The organism is Winogradskyella sp. A2 (genome assembly GCF_046762865.1).
Lineage (GTDB): Bacteria > Bacteroidota > Bacteroidia > Flavobacteriales > Flavobacteriaceae > Winogradskyella.
The window spans coordinates 73,001-91,312 of record NZ_JBKQXM010000002.1; the positions used below are offsets into that span (position 1 = coordinate 73,001).

The window sequence follows — 18,312 nt, forward strand, 5'->3', positions numbered from 1 at the left end:
TTTATGGACAAAGAGCAATTAATAAAAAAATGGTTAAATTATGACCTGACTGAAACAGAGTCTCAGGCTTTCAATTCGTTGGAAGATGCAGATCTGTATAAAGAAATTATTGAAGAAGCTCAACGGTTCAATGGTACTATAAATGCTAAGGTTGAATCCTTTGATAAATTTGAAAAGAATTTAATTTCCGATAATAATTCTTCAATAAATTGGACAAGAATTATATCTGGTTTAGCAGCTATTCTTGTAGTCGGTTTTGCACTATTTACTTTATTAATTGATAAGAATACAAGCTCTTTTAGTACAGATTATGCACAAAATGAGACTATTACTTTGCCTGATAACTCAGTTGTAAATCTTAATGAATTATCAGAATTAGAATACAACAGTAAGAATTGGACTGAGAATAGATCTTTAGACCTGAAAGGTGAAGCCTTTTTTGATGTTGAAAAAGGAAATAGATTTGAAGTAAACACCGAATATGGAAAAGTTACTGTTCTAGGTACGGAATTTAATATCCTTTCCAGAGACAGTATTTTCAAAGTATCTTGTTATGAGGGATTAGTAGAAGTAATATACAGTACTGATAAGGTAATGTTACCAGCAGGAACGGAGTTTGTTCTTTCATCCAACATAGGTTTAAAATCTAATATTGCTATAGCAGAACCTTATTGGCTCAAAAATATGAGTGTATTTGAAAATGCAACTTTTAAAGAAGTGGCTAAAGAACTTGAAAAACAATACAACATTAAAGTACAGTATCCATCTGATTTAATTATGCAATTCACAGGTGCCATTGAACATGACAATCTTGAGAATGCCCTAAAATCTATTTCAATACCCCTTAATTTGACCTATACAATTAAGAATAACAACGAGGTCATTATAAAGAATGGGAAGAACTAGATTTTACATAATTCTATCCTTGTGCTTCTTCGTAAGCAGAAATTCACATGGGCAAAATTCAGAACAGAAAGTTCCCATTATAGAAGTGATTGAAGAAATCACAAAATCGCACTCAGTTACTTTTAACTATGAGAGTAACCTTTTAAATGATTTTTCTGTAGTACCTGTTCCAAAAGATTTAAGCCTCAATGCCAAAATCAAAAATCTTGAAAATCAAACTAATCTGGTCTTTGAAAAGATTAGTGATTCAGTTTATACAATCTCAAAGGTCATTGAACTATGCGGTTATATTAAAGATTCGGTATCCCAAAATGCTCTTACAGGTGCTACCGTAACAAGCGGATTTGCCTATGCAATAACCGATGAGAATGGGTATTTTGAAATTGAGTTGAGAACTAGAAACCAACTAGTAACTATTAGGCATATTGGATTTAGAACTATTGAACGTCAAGTAAAATATTTTAGCTTAGAGAATTGTGGAACCATAGCTATGTTAGTTCAGAATGAGGCCATAGCGCCAGTAATTATTGAAACTTACCTTGTTAGAGGAATTGATAAACGAGAGGATTGGTCAACCTCTATTGATTATAACCGATTTAGTCTTTTACCAGGTTTGATTGAGTCTGATGTCTTACAAACTGTTCAAGCCTTACCGAGTATATTAAGCGTTGACGAAACAGTTTCAAATATCAATATTAGAGGAGGATCTAATGATCAGAATTTAATGCTTTGGGACGATATAAAAATGTACCAAACAGGACATTTCTTTGGTCTAATATCAAGTTTTAATCCTTTGATGACTCAAAAAGCAAGTGTTGTTAATAATGGTTCGGATGTCGCATTGACCGACGGAGTTTCTGGTACAATTCATTTGAAAACGGATAAACAAATAGATTCTAAATTCAATGGTGTTGTTGGTCTTAATTTTCTGAATGCAGAATTGTTTTCAAACATACCTATTGGCAATAAGTCATCACTTCAAATTGCTTCCAGAAAATCACTAGATGATTTGATTAGAACACCAACTTATGATGTCTATTTCGATAGAGTAACCCAAGAAACAGAAGCAGACAACAATGTGGCAAGTGTAACCAACTCTAATCAAGATTTTGATTTTTATGATACTTCACTGCGTTGGTTATATCAACCATCTGACAAAGACTTTATTAGGCTAAACTTTATTTTAATTAATAATGACCTAGGCTTTAATGAAACTGCTGATGTTAATGGTAATTCGAGAACGAGACGCAGTAATATCTCGCAAAATACATTGGCAATAGGAGTAAACTATAAAAGACGATGGAATCAAAAAATGTCCTCAACAATTAACATTTATGATAATGAGTATAAACTTGAAGCTCTTAATGCAGACGTACTGAGTAATCAGCTTCAGCTACAAGAAAATATAGTCTCTGAAACAAGTATTCAATTGAATAACTTATATGAAGAATATCTATGGCGTTTTAATCTTGGTTATGAATTTACAGAAACTGAAGTTATTAACTTAAATGATATTGACTTACCACGTTTTGTAAGACGTGATGAAGAAGTATTAAGAGAGCATGGAGCTTTTGGTCAAGCTTGGTACAAAAGTCCGAATAATAATTTTTCTATTCGAGGTGGAGTCAGAGCGAATTACTTAACTCGGTTTGAAAAATTAATCATAGAACCAAGATTGAGTGTAAGACAAGTCATAGGAGAGCATATCGAAATTGAGGCTCAGGGTGAATTTAAACATCAAAGTACCTCGCAAATAGTTAATTTCCAGAATGATTTTTTAGGTGTTGAGAAAAGACGTTGGCAACTAACTGACAATGACAGTATTCCTGTTTTAAAGAGTAAACAAGCTTCAGTTGGAATATTATATAAAAATAGTGGTTGGCTTTTAGATGTTAAAGGCTATTATAAAACAGTCGAAGGAATTACCACTCAAAGTCAAAGCTTTACTACTAAATACGAATTTACAAAAGAAAAAGGAAGTTATGAAGCTTATGGATTTGAGTTCCTCTGTCGAAAAAATTACGGAAAATTCAATAGTTGGTTGAGTTATTCTTACTTAGATAATACATACACATTTGAAGATCTTGAAGATGTTGAGCTACCAAGTAATTTTGATATTTCACATTCAGTTGCATTAGGAACTACTTTTAGTAATAAGACTTGGAATATTTCTGCGGGATTAAATTACAGAACTGGAAATCCAACAACTATACCTCTATCAGGTAATGAAGTAATAGATGACAATGTTAACTTCGATAAAGGAAATAATGAACGTTTAATAGATTACTTTAGAATTGATGCCTCTGCAATATATAAGTTCAAAATTAATAACACCTTTAGGTCTGAAATTGGTGCTTCTGTTTGGAATATTTCAAATAGGGAAAATGCAATTAATGATTATTATAGAGTTAATCCAAACCAAACAGTAAATAGGTTTTCAAGATTCTCTTTAGGACTTACAACAAATGCTGTAATTAGATTATATTTTTAATAATTAAAAAGAGCAGCCGTTGAGGTTGCTCTTTTCATTTGAAGTGAGTTTTACTGTTTTCCCAACATTAGAAGTTCACTGCATACTACTTCCGTAATATAACGTTTCATACCGTCTTTATCTTCCCAAGAACGTGTGGTAAGTTTACCCTCAATGGCTACCTCTTTTCCTTTACCAACATATTTCTCTACAATTTGTGCTGTTTTACCCCAAGCAACAATATTGTGCCATTGCGTGTCAGTTACTTTTTCTCCTTGAGCATTCTTATAACTTTCGTTAGTAGCGATTGCAAATTTTGCCAAGATCTTACCTGACTCTAAATTGATGATTTCTGGATCGTTTCCTAAATTACCAATCAACTGTACTTTGTTTCTTAATGTGTTCATAATTCTAATTTTTAATGTTAAACAGTTAATACTATCGAGTTCTTATGTTTCGACATTGCAAAGATGTGACAGCTACCAAATATTATTCGGTATTTACGTATTTAAAATCGTTTGTAAATGTTTGTAGTCATTTGTAAACGAATAATTATTCGCTATATTTACCGTAAATAAAGATGTTATGCAAAAACAATGTCCTGAATGTGGCGATAAAATAATTGGTAGAATTGATAAAAAATTCTGTAGTGATGCCTGTCGTAATGCATACAATAATAGAATAAATAAGGATTCCAAAAACCTAATTAGGAACACAAATAATAGACTTAGAAAAAACTATAGGGTCTTGGAGCAACTCAATCCTGATAAAAAAACCAAGACCTCTAGAGCTAAGCTCATAGAAAAAGGATTTGACTTTAATTACATAACGAGCATATACAAAACAAAAGCTGGGACCATTTATTATTTTGTATACGACCAAGGTTATTTACCTTTAGAAAATGATTACTATGCTCTTGTGAAGCGTAATGATTAAGAATGAATTTTTACTGCCTATTCCAGTTTTGGCCTTTAAGTTGAAGTGCTGCTTTTAAAATATCCTTTTGACTAATTTGGCCTACTAATTTCCCATTCTCTACAATTGGGAATCGTCTTCTTTTTGAATTTAAGAATTTATTGGCCGCATCAAATACATCCATATTACCGTCAATGGTTTCAACATTTCTAGCCATTCGTTTTTCAACATTATCATGCTCTAAGGGCATGTTATAATAACGGCTTTCACTGAGTTGTTTTAAACAATCACCTTCTGAAATAACGCCTACTAATTCATGCCTACTATTAACAACAGGGCCACCGGAAATTTTATATTTAATTAACGACTCAACGACCTGTTGAATAGATTGATCAGGACTAAAGGTTATTAAACTTGTCGTCATGTAATCTCTTACTTTTAATGCTACTGGTGCTGCAACATTTTGTTGCTTGCGCGACCCCTGAAAACTCTTTATGCCCATAACCTATAAAATTTAGTGTTACTTTTAAAGTTACTGAAAATTAATCATTTAGCAAAATTGCTCAGACGAGCAACGTTTTAAACCCTATTTTTGCACAATTATTCTAATCTTTAGTGTTGATTAAACAAGTAAGTATTATTGGTTGTGGATGGTTGGGCTTTCCTCTTGGAATTGCCTTAACTCAGAATGGAATTATGGTAAATGGATCTACAACATCTAAAGAGAACTTTAACCAACTAAAGTCTTACAACATCAATCCATTTCTTATTAGATTAACTGAAGATGGAATTAAAGGTGACATTGATGGTTTTCTTGAAAAAAGTGATGTTGTAATAATAAACATACCACCAGGACTTAGAAAAAATCCAGATAAAAACCACGTTACTGAGATTGCTCATTTAGCTGAATCTATTAATCAAAATCAAAATAAGACTGTAATTTATATTAGCTCTACTTCCGTTTTTAAAAATGAAAGTAATATTCCGGTTATAACCTCCGAAACCCAACCAAATAATTTTGATACTGGCAAACAACTTATTGAAATTGAAAAGATACTAACGGAGAATTATGCTTTTAAAACTACTATTATTCGTTTTGGTGGATTAATTGATGAACAACGTCATCCCGGTAATTACTTATCTGGTAGAACAACTATTAAAAATCCTGACGCACCTATTAACCTAATTCATAAAGCAGACTGTATCGGAATAATAACACAGATAATTAAAAAAGAGTTGTTTGATATAACGCTCAATGCCGTATATCCTTCACATCCTACAAGAAAAAACTACTATACTAATTATTGTAAGAACAAGGTTTTACCCTTACCTATATTTGAAACAACAGGCCTTAACAAAGGAAAAATTATAGATAGCGTAAAACTGATACAGCTTTTGAACTATAAGTTTAAACACGCTATATAGAAATAAATAGACTTTTTGGTTACTATTTCATTTGATTCGTCTTCTATCATTTAAAAAATAAGAAACCCACCTTATTTATATTCAGATTTTTTAAAACTCCTCAAAAGTAATAACACTCTTATAGACTGACTTTTATCATAGATTATCTGCGTTAAAATCTTCATATTTAGAATCAAACAATTGTAGACAATCTAGTCTCTAATATTCTTAAATTTTAAAATATGTACGATAAAAAATCAGATTTAGCAGGACCTGGAATCAGCACTTACGAAAAAGTAAAAGACATACTTCCAGACAACTATTCTGCTTTACAATCTCCATTGAGGAGAATGAAAGCACTCTACATGATTAAAGATTATATTGAAAAAGGCTTAGCAGATGCCTTAAACATTCAAATGGTTCAAGTACCATTAATAGTTAGTAAGGATAGTGGTGTAAATGATTATCTAGATCGCGATGGATCAAGAACTCCTATCGATTTTCCCGCAGGATTAGGTTTAAAAAAACGTATTGAAGCCCAGGTTGTGCAGGCCGCTACTAAATGGAAACGAATGGCTCTCGCACAATTTGATTGTAACGTGGGGCAAGGTATCAATACAGACATGAAAGCAGTAAGAAAGGACTATTTTCTTGATCACGATCATTCTGCATATGTTGATCAATGGGATTGGGAAAAGAGAATTAATGAAGAAGATAGAAATTTAGATTATTTAAAGGAAACCGTTCAAAAGATTTGGAAAGTGATTCGTGGAGCAGGTTTGATGGTAAAAAAGGAGTTCCCAGAACTTAATGACCCTAAATATCCTGATTTCCCTGAAGAATTAAAGTTCTTGCATGCAGAAGAAATTCTAAACATGTATCCTGATTTACCTCGAAAAGAACGTGAAACTAGAATTTTGCAGGATTATCCAGCAGTATTTATTGTAGGAATAGGCGCTGTTCTCAAAGATGGATATCCTCATGAGATGCGTGCGGCCGATTATGATGATTGGATAACACCAACAATCGTAAAAGATGGCGAACAAATGTATGGATTGAATGGTGATATTCTAGTTTGGAACCCAGTGACAAAACGAAGACATGAATTAACATCAATGGGAATACGTGTTACTAAAGAATCACTCAAAGCCCAGCTTGAATTAACAGATCAATTAGATTTTCTTGAACTACCTTATCACCAGGCTATTTTAAATGATGAAATCCCTCTTAGTATTGGTGGTGGTATAGGTCAGGCCAGAACATATATGTATTTATTAAGAACAGCCCATTTAGGCGAAGTAACTGTTTCAGTTTGGCCAGATGAACTCAAAGAGATTTGTAAAGAGAAGAATATCCATGTCTTGGAATAATGAAGTAATCTTAATTTATAAACCAATATTCAAAAAAAACAGACTTTAACAATGAAATAATTATAGGTAACACAAAACTGGTATAGCTTTTGAACAACTAGTTTGAACACGCTATTTAGAAATTAATAGAATTTTAAGGTCAATTACCATTAATTTTTATAGTTTTAGCGCCTAAAATTAATTAATAATGAAACAGACTACAATTGCATTGATGTTATTATTTTCAGTTAGCATTTTTGCACAAGGTAATGACGGATTAAAAGCTCACTATGAGTCTTATTACTCACAAATGAAAAAGCAAGGTGATGTACAGGGTATAATTAGTGCCTTAACACACTTAAATGTATTAGAGCCTAATGTTGCTAGGCAAGATACCCTGGCTTATCTTTATCTTTCTGAAGGTAAATATGTCCAAGCCTTAAACACTATAGGTGTTGAAAAAAATGCAACTGACTCAGACATGAATGTTGAAGTAAAAGCGCTTGCATTAAAAAATCTTAATCAGCCTAAAATGGCCTTAGAGCATTATGAGGAGCTTTATAAAAGAGACCCAAATCCTTATTTGGCATATGATATGGCTGATATGAAGATTCAGATAACTGATTTAGCTGGTGCTAGAACAAATATTGAATATGGATTAGCTAATGCTAAAGAAGATCAGAAAAGAGCATTTTATGAAACACAACAGCCTTATGAGACATCATTAAAGGCTGCCTTTTTGTGCCTTAAAGGGCTTTTATCTTTTACAGAGGATAAAAAAGCAAATATTGATACGGCATTAAAATTAATGAATGATGCATTGGCTATTGATCCTAATTTTAACCTTGCAAAAGTAAGTAGACAAGCTTTAGAAACTCAGAAAGCACAACTCGCGGCTGAGGCTAATAAGAACTAATCACTTTGTGTTAATAAAATAAAAAATGCGACCGGTTGGTCGCATTTTTTATTTATGTGTTACCAAATTCTAACACGCTCTTCAGGTGGGAGATACATCTTATCTCCTTCTTTAATATCAAATGCTTTATAAAAGGCATCAATATTTTTAAGTGGCTGTATTGCTCTCACTTGTCCAGGTGAATGAGGATCTGTCATTATCTGGTTTCTTAATGCGTCATCACGAGAAAGTGTTCTCCATACAGTTGCCCAAGACATAAAGAATCTTTGCTCCGCAGTAAAACCATCAATATCGTCCGGTCTACCGTTTTCCTCGAAGTACAACTGCAAACCATCATAAGCTCCCAGAACACCTCCTAGGTCACCTATATTTTCACCTAATGTAAAAGGACCATTAATGTAAACACTATCTAGTACCTCAATTGCTGAATATTGATCAGCCAAAGCCTTGCCTCGTTTTTCAAACTCTGCCAAATCTTCTGGTGTCCACCAGTTATTCACATTTCCATCTGCATCAAAACGTGCCCCAGAATCATCGAAAGCATGTGAAATTTCATGACCTATTACTGCACCAATTCCACCATAATTTACAGCCTCATCTGCTGTGTAGTTATAAAACGGTGGCTGTAATATGGCCGCTGGAAAAACTATTTCATTGTTTATAGGATTAAAATAAGCGTTCACCATTTGTGGTGGCATTCCCCATCGTTTTTTATCAATTGGCTCATTGATTTCACTAAGATTATCTTTTTGTTGCCAATCCATTACCGCCAACATATTTTCAGTATAAGAATTGCCTTCTTTAATCTGCATTTCAGAATAATCTCTCCATTCGTCTGGGTAAGCAATTTTTACGGTAAACTTGTCAAGTTTCTCTATGGCTTTCTTTTTAGTTTCAGGTGTCATCCAGTCTAACTTCTCAATTCTATTTTGAAAAGCTGTAATGACATTAGCAATCATTTTTTCGGCCTTTTCTTTTGCTTCTGGTGGGAATTTTGCCTGAACATACAATTGCCCAACAGCTTCTCCAACAGTACCATCTATCGTGCCAAGCGCACGTTCATCTGCTGGTCTCATTGCTTTAGATCCATTTAATGTTTTACCATAGAATTCCCAATTAGTTTTCTCAATTTCTGGACTTAAGTATCGTGCAGCGTCATCGAGAGTTCTCCAAGTCAATAAGGTTTTGATATCCTCAATTGATGTATTTTTTAAGAAATCATTCATAGCAACCATATACTTAGGTTGCATTACCATTACAGTGTCAATTTGCTTTTCAATTCCCATGTCATCAATCATCTTAGTCCAATCGATGCTTGGTGCCATTGCTTGAAGTTCTGCTACAGTTCGAGGGTTATTCATATTTCTAACATCTCTTCTGGCCACCTTGTCTAATCTTGGTTCCGCCAATTGCGTCTCCAATTTTAGCACAAGTTCTGATGCTGCTTTTGCATCTTCTTCTGAGTAATCAATATACTGCAACATTTTTGTAATATGCGCTTTATATTGCTCTCTTATTTCTTTATTCTTGTCGTCTTGCTCAAGATAATAATCACGTTGTAAACCAAGACCTCCAGGTGCTACCCAACACGTATTCATTGTACTGTTGTTTAAATCAGGACCTGCACCTAAACCCGCAAAAGGTACTGAAACACCTAGGTTAGTTGCAGCAAGCACTTGTACGTCTTCAACAGTATTTATCCCATCTATTGCTTCTAAATAAGGTTTCAAAGGCGTTACACCTGCCTCTGCTCTAGCAACCGTGTCTAATTCTGTTTCAAAAATTAAAAGAGCCTTTTTCTGATCGGAACCTTCTTTATAAGTTCCTAACTCCTTTGATGTGTTAATGATTTCAAGCACATCTGCTCTTGTAGATTTACGCAATACACCAAATCCGCCCCAACGAGATTCGTCATCTGGGATTGTGTTAGTTTTCATCCAGGTTCCGTTAACGTAATTGTAAAAATCTTCCTTAGGACTTACTGATGTGTCCATGTTTTCTAATACAATTCCTGGGATTTTTTCTGCCATGGCAGTGTCTTTGCTGGCTTCTTCTTTACAAGCTAAAATGGTAAAGAAAGCCAATACTGATATCGCTAGTACACGACTTAGATTGGTATTCATAAATATGATTTTAATTAATTCGAATTAACTATAATTATTTATAAGACTTCTTTTGTCCGTAAATGTTACAATTTACCTTTACTTTAACTAATTCTGAAAATTCTCTGACGAGATTTTATCATATAGATCTCGCTCTAATTTTTTGTTAATCTGAAAGTTTAAATTAGATAATGCCACAAAAACCGCCTTTAAACTTTGTGCTTTTTCTTCAGAATCGATATTGTCTAAAGTTAAATTTGCATTGAGCCTAAATAAGGCTGTTTCTACTATAACTATACGTGAAACTATGGGATTTGTTTGTAGATCTTCTGGGACTGTTGATTTAAATTCCTCAACAAACTCTTGCAACAACTCTACTTCACTTTTAAAAAAGGATAAATCTGCCTTTTTTAAATAACTCACTTGAATAGCCAACTCCTGATATTTCTCCCAGTTTGCAACTGCCTTTTCGCCTTCCGTACTCAATACGTAATCCGTATAATCAAAGTCATCAATTGTCTTTTGAGTAATTTTTATTTCCTTTTGTTGTACTTCCGTAGTCTCTGAACCAGTAACGCCATCACTTGAATCACCACAAGTAAGAAACAATAGCAAGAAAATATTTAAATAAAAGACACCAGTTTTCATAAAGAAATAAAATGATTGTAAATATAAATAAACTATAATTTGCTCTTCATAGTATTTACATAAATTAACTATTATCAAATTCACAATTATTGGCTGTTTTTTGAGTATTATTTAAGTTTTATTGATTTATTTCTTATTATTTTTGACAATACCTAAATATAAATAATGGCTTCCAAAATTTTAATTATTGGTGCTTGTGGACAAATTGGTACGGAATTGACCACAAAACTCAGAGAAATTCACGGTACTGAAAATGTTGTTGCTAGTGATATAAATACCAGAAATTTAGATTTAGTAAACTCTGGTCCATTCGAAATTATTGATGCAAAAAACTTTAACGCTATAAAAGATTGCTGCAAAAATTATAATATCGACACCATCTATTTAATGGCTGCACTTTTAAGTGCTACTGGAGAAAAATACCCAATGGAAGCTTGGGACTTAAATATGAATTCTCTTTTTCATGTTCTCAACCTAGCAAAAGGCGGAACCATAAAGAGAGTTTATTGGCCTAGCAGTATTGCCGTTTTTGGGCCTACTACACCAAAGAAAAATACACCACAACACACCATTTGCGAACCAACAACAGTTTATGGAATTACGAAACAAGTTGGTGAACGTTGGTGCGAATACTATCATAATAAATATGGCATCGATGTGCGTAGTTTACGTTATCCTGGTATAATTAGCTATAAAGCAATGCCAGGTGGTGGTACCACAGATTATGCCGTTGAAATTTATCATGAAGCAATTATAAAAGGAAAATATGATTGTTTCCTATCTGAAAATACAAGTTTACCCATGATGTTTATGGATGATGCTATTAAGGCAACAATTGATTTGATGGAAGCACCTTCTGAAAATCTATCCATAAGATCCTCTTATAATTTATCGGCGCTATCCTTTACGCCAAAGGATGTTTTTGAAAGTATTAAAGTACATATGCCAAGTTTTAAGATCAATTATAAGCCAGACTTTAGACAAGCCATTGCAGATAGTTGGCCTTCTTCAATTGATGATAGTAAAGCTAGAGATGATTGGAACTGGAATCACCACTATGATTTGGATGCTATGACCGAAGTAATGCTAAAAGAGCTTCATAACAAATACAAAAACATCTAAACAACAAAACCAATCAAATTGAGTGGTTTTTGCGCTCCTCAGGTTGGGCTCGAACCATCTAAGATCAATTTGTTATGAACTTATTTAATTCTTTATTTTTAGTACGCATGTCATTATTTAATAAAATGACATGATAAATGTCATACCCTTCTCATTTCTACAAGTCTAAATTTACCAATCGATAAAAACTAGGGTTCACATTAGTAATAGATTAAAATGAATTATTTTAAGGAAGAATTAGACTACATAAATTCATCTGAATTTAAATTGGGCGAGTATATCTATATGGGTATGGGTCTTACATCTCAAGGAGGCCTGCAAAAAGTATGTATGTCAGTTGGTTATAAAATTGATTATGCATTCAAAAAAGCTTATCAGTTTGAACGACTTTGTGAAAGTCATGTGTCTTTTTGTAGCATTAACAAAGTTAAAATTGGAGCGTTGACGAAATGCAAAGAGTTTTTGGTTACCCAAGAGATGAAAGAATCTTATGAACTTCAAGATACTTTAGAATTAAAATTTTAAATTAAAAACTAAACACATTTGAAAAGACAAATCTCACTAGTTTATATTTTAGCAATAAGTATTGGGATAATCTATCTTTGGTTTGGAATGTTAAAATTCTTTCCAAATGTAAGCCCTGCAGAAGAGTTGGCCAAGAATACAATTGATCTATTAACTTTTCATTTAATACCTTCAAATATTTCTATAATCCTTCTTGCAACATGGGAATCACTAGTAGGTTTGTTTTTGATATTGAATATTTGGAGGCGAACAACGGTTGTAATAGCGATCATTCATATAATTTTTACCTTTTCTCCTATATTTTTACTAACAGAACAAGTTTTTAGTGATACACCTTTTCAACTAAGCTTAGTTGGACAATACATTATAAAAAACTTAATTATTATTGTTTGTCTTTTCTTATTATACAGAGCACCTGCAAATAAATTTAAACTTCAATAATCAAAATTTTAGAATTTAGAATCTTCCAATTTCATCAAGAACTATTAATCCTATTTTAAAAAGTGTAGTTTAAAAAATACAACAATAACTTAACAAAAAAACCACTCGAATTGAGTGGTTTTATTTGCTCCTCTTCTTGGACTCGAACCAAGGACCCTCTGATTAACAGTCAGATGCTCTAACCAACTGAGCTAAAGAGGAAGGTTATCTTTTACATTAGCGAGCGCAAATATAAATTATTTTTTAATCTCTACAATATGAAATTTTAATTTTTTGAGCTTTATTAACTAAATTTATTAGTTGGTTAAAGCTTTAAAAACATCATTGCCATTAGCAAATAATACAAGCGCAATTAAAATAAAGAATCCTACTATTTGTGCACGTTCTAAGAATTTTTCACTTGGCTTACGACCAGATACCATTTCGTATAATAAGAACATTACATGCCCACCATCTAATGCAGGAATTGGCAATAGGTTTAATATTGCTAACATTATAGATAAAAAAGCTGTTAAGCCCCAAAAATAAGGCCAGCTCCAAACACTTGAGAATTGATCATATATTGCTTTAAAACCTCCTAGACCTTTGTATGCGCCTGTTTTAGGGTTAAAAATTGCTGCTAATTGATCACCATAATTGCTAATAGTCTTTGTGAATTTATTCCACCCAGCACCAAAACTTTCACCAAAAGTGTACGACTTTCTTGTAACTTCATAATACCCAAGATCTTCAAATTTTGGATGTATTCTATAGGGTCTTAAACCAAAATTTCCTTCACTATCCAACGCTAATTCTGTAGTAATCCTCTTATCATCTCTTAATACTTCAGCGGTTACCGTGGTATTTTTTAAATCACCTACAACATCATCTAACTGGTCAAAATACTTTAATTCCTTTCCATTGATTGAAGCAATAATATCTTCTTCTTTTATGTCTTTATTTGCATTTGCTGAGCTATCAGCTATTTGGGCCACCATAAAAGGCACTCTATACTCAAACAAATCTCTGTTACCTGAAGAAGACAACTGTCCTAAAAAGTCTTCTGGCAAATCAATCTTGTTAGTCTCCTCTCCTCTTTTAATTGTAATCTGTTCAGCTTTAATAATATTAAGCCCAATATCAGAGTCATTAATAATAGGTGTTTCGTTAATAGCAATAATCTTATCTCCAGTTCTAAAACCTGCTTCTTCTAAAGTTGGATTCGCAATCCAGTAGCCATCTTTAAGACTATCTACCTTAACTACAGAATCACCGTATGCAAGGGATACAGCAACATAAATTACATAAGCCAAAATGAAATTTACTGTAACACCACCCAGCATTATTATAAGTCTTTGCCAAGCTGGTTTAGATCGAAATTCCCATGGTTGTGGTGGTTGGGCCATTTGTTCTTTGTCCATGCTTTCGTCAATCATTCCAGCAATTTTTACATAACCACCTAATGGCAACCACCCTATACCATAAACGGTCTCACCTATTTTCTTTTTAAACAATGAAAATTTAACATCAAAAAACAAATAGAACTTCTCTACTTTAGTTTTAAACAGCTTCGCTGGTATAAAATGCCCTAGCTCATGTAGAACAATAAGCAAGGATAAGCTGAGTAAAAATTGAGATATTTTAATTACAAATTCCATGTAGTCATTTTCAAATTTCGATTGACAAAAGTAATCTTTTCAAGGCATTTAGAAAACTATTATAAATTCAATCATTTCATTTTTAACAAGGATTTAGATTTCTGTTAGATTAAGTACTACAATTCTGTTAAAAATAGTCGCCAAAACAACTACGAGTTGTACCTTTGCAAAATCAATAAATAAAGGCACTACATGTCATTTCTTTCGTTTTTCAAGGACTATAAAAAGTTCGGTATTTTCTTCTCGGTTTTATGTGTTATAATTGTTTTGATAATCTATAACATTCTTAATGTAAAAAAGCCATTACCAATCTATCAACCCGCGATGGTTAGTGAAGAATTAGTAGATAGCACACTACAACACAAGTCAAAATATCATAAAATCGCAGATTTTAGCCTAATCAATCAAAATGGGGAAATAGTTACTCAAGACACATACAAAGACAAGATATATGTAGCAGATTTCTTTTTTACGACCTGCCAAACAATATGTCCCATAATGACAGATCATATGTATCAGATCCAAAGAGAAATTATAAATGATGATGACATTATGTTGTTATCCCATTCGGTAACACCACAAATCGACACGGTTGAGCAACTCAAAAAATACGCAAAGAAAAAAGGTGTTATAGACCGAAAGTGGAACTTGGTTACTGGTGATAAAAAGCAAATCTATGATCTTGCTAGAAAAAGTTACCTAGCCGTAAAAACAGATGGTAATGGAGATGAATACGATATGATTCATACAGAAAATTTCATGCTAATTGATAAAAAGCGCCAAATAAGAGGCTTCTACGATGGTACTAACCCAGAAGATATCAATAAACTTTTAGAAGATATTAAGACTTTAAAAGATGAATCATAAATTCTTCCGAAATCCTATTAACTCACATAAATTTTTAGCTTATTTTTGCTTCTTTAAAATTATTCTAAATAAGGAATTGGGTGACTTTAGCTGATTTAAAACGCGGACAACAAGGCATTATTAAAGATGTTTCATCTATTCACGTCCCACTAAAACTACTAGAAATGGGCTGTTTACCAGGTAATTCTGTAGAGCTAGTGCAGGTTGCTCCATTTGCTGACCCAATGTATCTCAATATTAATGGCTCGCATTTAGCAATCAGGAAGGAAACTGCAATTCATATTTTAATAGAAACAGTTAATGAGTAAGCAGATCAATGTTGCATTAATTGGAAATCCAAACACAGGTAAAACTTCAGTGTTTAATTCACTTACTGGTTTAAATCAAAAAGTAGGTAACTATCCTGGTATTACGGTAGAAAAAAAAGAGGGAATCTGTAAACTCCCTAGAGGTGTTAAAGCCCATATTATAGATTTACCAGGAACATATAGTTTAAATGCCTCGTCATTAGATGAAAATGTCGTTATTGAACTTTTGCTTAATAAAAACGATAAAGATTTTCCGGATGTTGCTGTAGTTGTTAGTGATGTAGAAAACTTAAAAAGAAATCTATTACTATTTACGCAAATTAAAGATTTAGAAATCCCAACGATTTTGGTAATAAATATGTCTGATAGGATGGCATATAAAGGGATTTCATTAGATATAGACTATTTAGAGAAACAACTGAAAACTAAAATTGCATTAATAAGTACCAGAAAAAATAAAGGCATAGATAATTTAAAGGAATTAATTACCAATTTTAAAGAATTGTCTGTTAAACCTTGTATGAATGCGTCTTCCATTGACAAGGATTATTTCGATAATTTAAGAAAAGCATTCCCCAATCAATTGCTATATAAACTTTGGTTAGTAATTACTCAAGATGTAAATTTTGGTAAAACCAATAGAAAAACCATTGATGCCGTTTCAAATTTTAAAACTAAAACCAAAGGAGATCTTAAGAAATTGCAGCAAAAAGAGACTATTAAACGCTATCAATTTATAAACGATACGCTTAAAAAAGGGCAAACTATCGACTTGGCCTCTGCAAAGGATCTTAGAATAAAACTCGATAGAATTCTAACACATAAGGTTTGGGGTTATTTAATTTTTGGCATAATTCTTTTAACCATTTTTCAAGCCATCTACGATTGGTCTAGCGTACCAATGGACTTTATAGATAGTACCTTTGCATCCTTGAGCGAATGGGTAAAAAGCACCTTGCCAGAAGGCGCATTTACAAATCTATTAGCAGAAGGCATCATAGCTGGTTTAGGAGGAATCGTAATTTTTATACCACAGATAGCATTTTTGTTCTTATTTATTTCAATTTTAGAAGAGAGTGGTTATATGAGTCGCGTGGTATTCTTAATGGATAGAATTATGCGACGATTTGGCCTAAGCGGGAAAAGTGTAGTGCCATTGATTTCAGGTACGGCATGTGCCATACCAGCAATTATGGCAACCCGTAATATTGAGAGTTGGAAAGAACGTTTAATTACAATTTTAGTAACACCGTTTACAACTTGTTCTGCGAGATTACCAGTGTATTTGATAATCATTTCATTGGTAATTCCTGAAGGAAGGTTTCTTGGATTAAGTTATCAAGCTCTAACCCTAATGCTTCTCTATATAATTGGTTTTGGTGCCGCCGTAGGTTCTGCTTATATACTTAATAAAGTCCTTAAAATAAAAAGCAAATCTTTCTTTGTTGTAGAAATGCCAAATTATAAAATGCCCTTGCTTAAAAACGTTGCATTAACGGTTATCGAGAAAACAAAAGCCTTTGTTTATGGTGCTGGTAAAATCATTTTAGCTATTTCTATAGTTTTATGGTTTTTAGCATCTTATGGGCCAGGTGAGCAATTTAATAATGCGGAAAGTATTGTAACAGAACAATATGCCACCTCTAATTTGAGTGACGAAGAACTTAATCAAAAAATCGCTTCACATAAGCTTGAGCATTCCTTTATTGGTGTTACAGGAAGAGCTATTGAACCTGCAATACGCCCATTAGGATACGATTGGAAAATTGGAATTGCCATAGTAAGTTCTTTTGCAGCAAGAGAGGTATTTGTTGGTACGCTTGCTACTATTTATAGTGTAGGCAGTGATGAAGAAGAAACCATTAAAAACAGAATGGCAGGTGAAGTTAATCCAATACTTGGTGGGCCATTGTTTAATTTTGCTTCTGGCATTTCATTGTTGTTGTTTTATGCTTTCGCAATGCAATGTATGAGTACCCTTGCTATAGTTAAAAAGGAAACCAATTCTTGGAAATGGCCTATGTATCAACTGGTAATTATGAGTGGTTTTGCGTATCTTGTAGCATTAATAGCCTATCAAATATTAAAATAAATGAATGCTTTAATTCAATATATACTTGCTTTTTCTGTGCTAACAATTGCATTGGTGTATTTGTTTAAAACATTTATTTGGTGGCCAAAAAAGAAGTTAAGCAAAACTTGTGACACTGACGGTTGCGGTTGTCATTAGACCTTTATTGTGTGTTTTAAACACTGATATTTATCAACTTCCTTCTAAAAGAAATTACTAACTTTGTTATAATGAGTAAGTTATTTGCTATATCGCTGTCATTTATAATACTGGTGCAAAGTGCTAGAATTGGTGCTGAAGATTTATTGCAATTAGATGAGCTTATTGAACATGCTCAATTTCACAAGCAAGAACATGGTGATAGCTTCTTTGTCTTCTTATCAAAACATTACGGCGAATTAAAAGCCGAACACAGCCAAAATCATCAAGAAGAGCAAAATGACCATGAACAACTTCCTTTTCAGTGTCAAGGCCATGTATTAAGTATTGTTGCCTGTCTTGATTTTGATATAAGTTTTATAAATACCATTGAAATAGTAGATTCTTCCGAATCCAATTTCCGTTATGTAAGTTCTATTTCAACACTGCATAAAAAAGGCCTTTTACAACCTCCAAAATCAGCATAATTCAC

The 18,312-nt window shown here is 32.9% G+C and carries 18 protein-coding genes and 1 tRNA gene; 13 read left to right on the forward strand and 6 right to left on the reverse strand.

From position 1 onward, the window contains the following. Window positions 1-3: 3 nt before the first annotated feature. Both ACFWV9_RS03480 and ACFWV9_RS03485 read left to right on the forward strand, forming a co-directional pair. Window positions 4-906 carry a FecR family protein gene (locus ACFWV9_RS03480; protein WP_411893847.1) on the forward strand — a complete coding sequence of 301 codons (903 nt, stop codon included), beginning with the start codon at window positions 4-6 and terminating at the stop codon, window positions 904-906. Next, on the forward strand, window positions 893-3,397 hold the full coding sequence (locus ACFWV9_RS03485; RefSeq protein WP_411893848.1) for a TonB-dependent receptor: 2,505 nt from the start codon (window positions 893-895) through the stop codon (window positions 3,395-3,397). The genes ACFWV9_RS03480 and ACFWV9_RS03485 overlap by 14 nt, the downstream gene beginning before the upstream one ends. A 50-nt stretch (window positions 3,398-3,447) precedes the next feature. Here the strand turns inward: ACFWV9_RS03485 and ACFWV9_RS03490 are convergent, their stop codons facing one another. Further along, entirely contained in the window at window positions 3,448-3,783 is a 336-nt protein-coding gene (locus ACFWV9_RS03490) for a single-stranded DNA-binding protein (RefSeq protein ID WP_411893849.1), read from the reverse strand. Between the two features lie 178 nt (window positions 3,784-3,961). On the opposite strand from ACFWV9_RS03490, the gene ACFWV9_RS03495 reads away from it, so the two are divergent. Beyond that, on the forward strand, window positions 3,962-4,312 hold the full coding sequence (locus ACFWV9_RS03495) for a hypothetical protein (RefSeq protein WP_411893850.1): 351 nt from the start codon (window positions 3,962-3,964) through the stop codon (window positions 4,310-4,312). 10 nt (window positions 4,313-4,322) lie between these two features. On the opposite strand, the gene ACFWV9_RS03500 is transcribed toward ACFWV9_RS03495, so the two are convergent. Beyond that, on the reverse strand, window positions 4,323-4,793 hold the full coding sequence (locus ACFWV9_RS03500; RefSeq protein ID WP_411893851.1) for a CBS domain-containing protein: 471 nt from the start codon (window positions 4,791-4,793) through the stop codon (window positions 4,323-4,325). A gap of 116 nt (window positions 4,794-4,909) precedes the next feature. Between ACFWV9_RS03500 and ACFWV9_RS03505 the strand changes: the two genes are divergently transcribed. From ACFWV9_RS03505 to ACFWV9_RS03515, 3 genes are all read left to right on the forward strand, one after another. Then, window positions 4,910-5,716, forward strand: a complete 807-nt coding sequence (locus ACFWV9_RS03505; RefSeq protein WP_411893852.1) for a hypothetical protein — start codon at window positions 4,910-4,912, stop codon at window positions 5,714-5,716. Between the two features lie 221 nt (window positions 5,717-5,937). After that, window positions 5,938-7,065 (forward strand): aspartate--ammonia ligase, encoded by a 1,128-nt coding sequence (gene asnA / locus ACFWV9_RS03510; RefSeq protein WP_411893853.1) that lies wholly within the window; start codon window positions 5,938-5,940, stop codon window positions 7,063-7,065. 187 nt (window positions 7,066-7,252) lie between these two features. Further along, window positions 7,253-7,960 (forward strand): hypothetical protein, encoded by a 708-nt coding sequence (locus ACFWV9_RS03515; RefSeq protein ID WP_411893854.1) that lies wholly within the window; start codon window positions 7,253-7,255, stop codon window positions 7,958-7,960. Window positions 7,961-8,019: 59 nt separating this feature from the next. Here ACFWV9_RS03515 and ACFWV9_RS03520 read toward each other — a convergent pair whose 3' ends face one another. Both ACFWV9_RS03520 and ACFWV9_RS03525 read right to left on the reverse strand, forming a co-directional pair. Continuing rightward, window positions 8,020-10,083, reverse strand: coding sequence for a M13 family metallopeptidase (locus ACFWV9_RS03520; RefSeq protein ID WP_411893855.1), 2,064 nt, complete (start codon window positions 10,081-10,083; stop codon window positions 8,020-8,022). Window positions 10,084-10,170: 87 nt separating this feature from the next. Continuing rightward, entirely contained in the window at window positions 10,171-10,710 is a 540-nt protein-coding gene (locus ACFWV9_RS03525) for a hypothetical protein (protein WP_411893856.1), read from the reverse strand. Window positions 10,711-10,875: 165 nt separating this feature from the next. Between ACFWV9_RS03525 and ACFWV9_RS03530 the strand changes: the two genes are divergently transcribed. The 3 genes from ACFWV9_RS03530 to ACFWV9_RS03540 all read left to right on the forward strand — a co-directional run bounded on the left by ACFWV9_RS03530 (window position 10,876) and on the right by ACFWV9_RS03540 (window position 12,798). After that, a complete protein-coding gene (locus ACFWV9_RS03530) occupies window positions 10,876-11,832 on the forward strand; it encodes an NAD-dependent epimerase/dehydratase family protein (protein WP_411893857.1) in 957 nt (318 codons plus the stop codon). 216 nt (window positions 11,833-12,048) lie between these two features. Beyond that, window positions 12,049-12,357, forward strand: coding sequence for a hypothetical protein (locus ACFWV9_RS03535; protein WP_411893858.1), 309 nt, complete (start codon window positions 12,049-12,051; stop codon window positions 12,355-12,357). A gap of 18 nt (window positions 12,358-12,375) precedes the next feature. Beyond that, a complete protein-coding gene (locus tag ACFWV9_RS03540) occupies window positions 12,376-12,798 on the forward strand; it encodes a doxx family protein (protein WP_411893859.1) in 423 nt (140 codons plus the stop codon). Between the two features lie 127 nt (window positions 12,799-12,925). Here ACFWV9_RS03540 and ACFWV9_RS03545 read toward each other — a convergent pair. Together ACFWV9_RS03545 and rseP are read right to left on the reverse strand one after the other, a co-directional pair. Then, window positions 12,926-12,999 (reverse strand) — tRNA-Asn (locus ACFWV9_RS03545). Between the two features lie 95 nt (window positions 13,000-13,094). After that, entirely contained in the window at window positions 13,095-14,435 is a 1,341-nt protein-coding gene (rseP, locus tag ACFWV9_RS03550) for an RIP metalloprotease RseP (RefSeq protein WP_411893860.1), read from the reverse strand. Window positions 14,436-14,627: 192 nt separating this feature from the next. Between rseP and ACFWV9_RS03555 the strand changes: the two genes are divergently transcribed. The 4 genes from ACFWV9_RS03555 to ACFWV9_RS03570 all read left to right on the forward strand — a co-directional run bounded on the left by ACFWV9_RS03555 (window position 14,628) and on the right by ACFWV9_RS03570 (window position 18,307). Further along, on the forward strand, window positions 14,628-15,302 hold the full coding sequence (locus tag ACFWV9_RS03555; RefSeq protein ID WP_411893861.1) for an SCO family protein: 675 nt from the start codon (window positions 14,628-14,630) through the stop codon (window positions 15,300-15,302). Between the two features lie 80 nt (window positions 15,303-15,382). Further along, a complete protein-coding gene (locus ACFWV9_RS03560; RefSeq protein ID WP_411893862.1) occupies window positions 15,383-15,610 on the forward strand; it encodes a FeoA family protein in 228 nt (75 codons plus the stop codon). Then, window positions 15,603-17,702, forward strand: a complete 2,100-nt coding sequence (gene feoB, locus ACFWV9_RS03565; RefSeq protein WP_411893863.1) for a ferrous iron transport protein B — start codon at window positions 15,603-15,605, stop codon at window positions 17,700-17,702. The genes ACFWV9_RS03560 and feoB overlap by 8 nt, the downstream gene beginning before the upstream one ends. Before the next feature lie 209 nt (window positions 17,703-17,911). Then, complete coding sequence (locus ACFWV9_RS03570; protein ID WP_411893864.1) at window positions 17,912-18,307, forward strand: hypothetical protein; 396 nt, start codon at window positions 17,912-17,914, stop codon at window positions 18,305-18,307. Window positions 18,308-18,312 lie beyond the last annotated feature (5 nt).

Coding starts and splice junctions, on each gene's coding strand:
- ACFWV9_RS03570 (WP_411893864.1), top strand. CDS start 17,912: ATGAGTAAGTTATTTGCTATATCGCTGTCATTTATAATACTGGTGCAA.
- asnA (WP_411893853.1), top strand. CDS start 5,938: ATGTACGATAAAAAATCAGATTTAGCAGGACCTGGAATCAGCACTTAC.
- ACFWV9_RS03490 (WP_411893849.1), bottom strand. CDS start 3,783: ATGAACACATTAAGAAACAAAGTACAGTTGATTGGTAATTTAGGAAAC.
- ACFWV9_RS03525 (WP_411893856.1), bottom strand. CDS start 10,710: ATGAAAACTGGTGTCTTTTATTTAAATATTTTCTTGCTATTGTTTCTT.
- ACFWV9_RS03555 (WP_411893861.1), top strand. CDS start 14,628: ATGTCATTTCTTTCGTTTTTCAAGGACTATAAAAAGTTCGGTATTTTC.
- ACFWV9_RS03530 (WP_411893857.1), top strand. CDS start 10,876: ATGGCTTCCAAAATTTTAATTATTGGTGCTTGTGGACAAATTGGTACG.
- feoB (WP_411893863.1), top strand. CDS start 15,603: ATGAGTAAGCAGATCAATGTTGCATTAATTGGAAATCCAAACACAGGT.
- rseP (WP_411893860.1), bottom strand. CDS start 14,435: ATGGAATTTGTAATTAAAATATCTCAATTTTTACTCAGCTTATCCTTG.
- ACFWV9_RS03485 (WP_411893848.1), top strand. CDS start 893: ATGGGAAGAACTAGATTTTACATAATTCTATCCTTGTGCTTCTTCGTA.
- ACFWV9_RS03535 (WP_411893858.1), top strand. CDS start 12,049: ATGAATTATTTTAAGGAAGAATTAGACTACATAAATTCATCTGAATTT.
- ACFWV9_RS03495 (WP_411893850.1), top strand. CDS start 3,962: ATGCAAAAACAATGTCCTGAATGTGGCGATAAAATAATTGGTAGAATT.
- ACFWV9_RS03520 (WP_411893855.1), bottom strand. CDS start 10,083: ATGAATACCAATCTAAGTCGTGTACTAGCGATATCAGTATTGGCTTTC.
- ACFWV9_RS03515 (WP_411893854.1), top strand. CDS start 7,253: ATGAAACAGACTACAATTGCATTGATGTTATTATTTTCAGTTAGCATT.
- ACFWV9_RS03500 (WP_411893851.1), bottom strand. CDS start 4,793: ATGGGCATAAAGAGTTTTCAGGGGTCGCGCAAGCAACAAAATGTTGCA.
- ACFWV9_RS03480 (WP_411893847.1), top strand. CDS start 4: ATGGACAAAGAGCAATTAATAAAAAAATGGTTAAATTATGACCTGACT.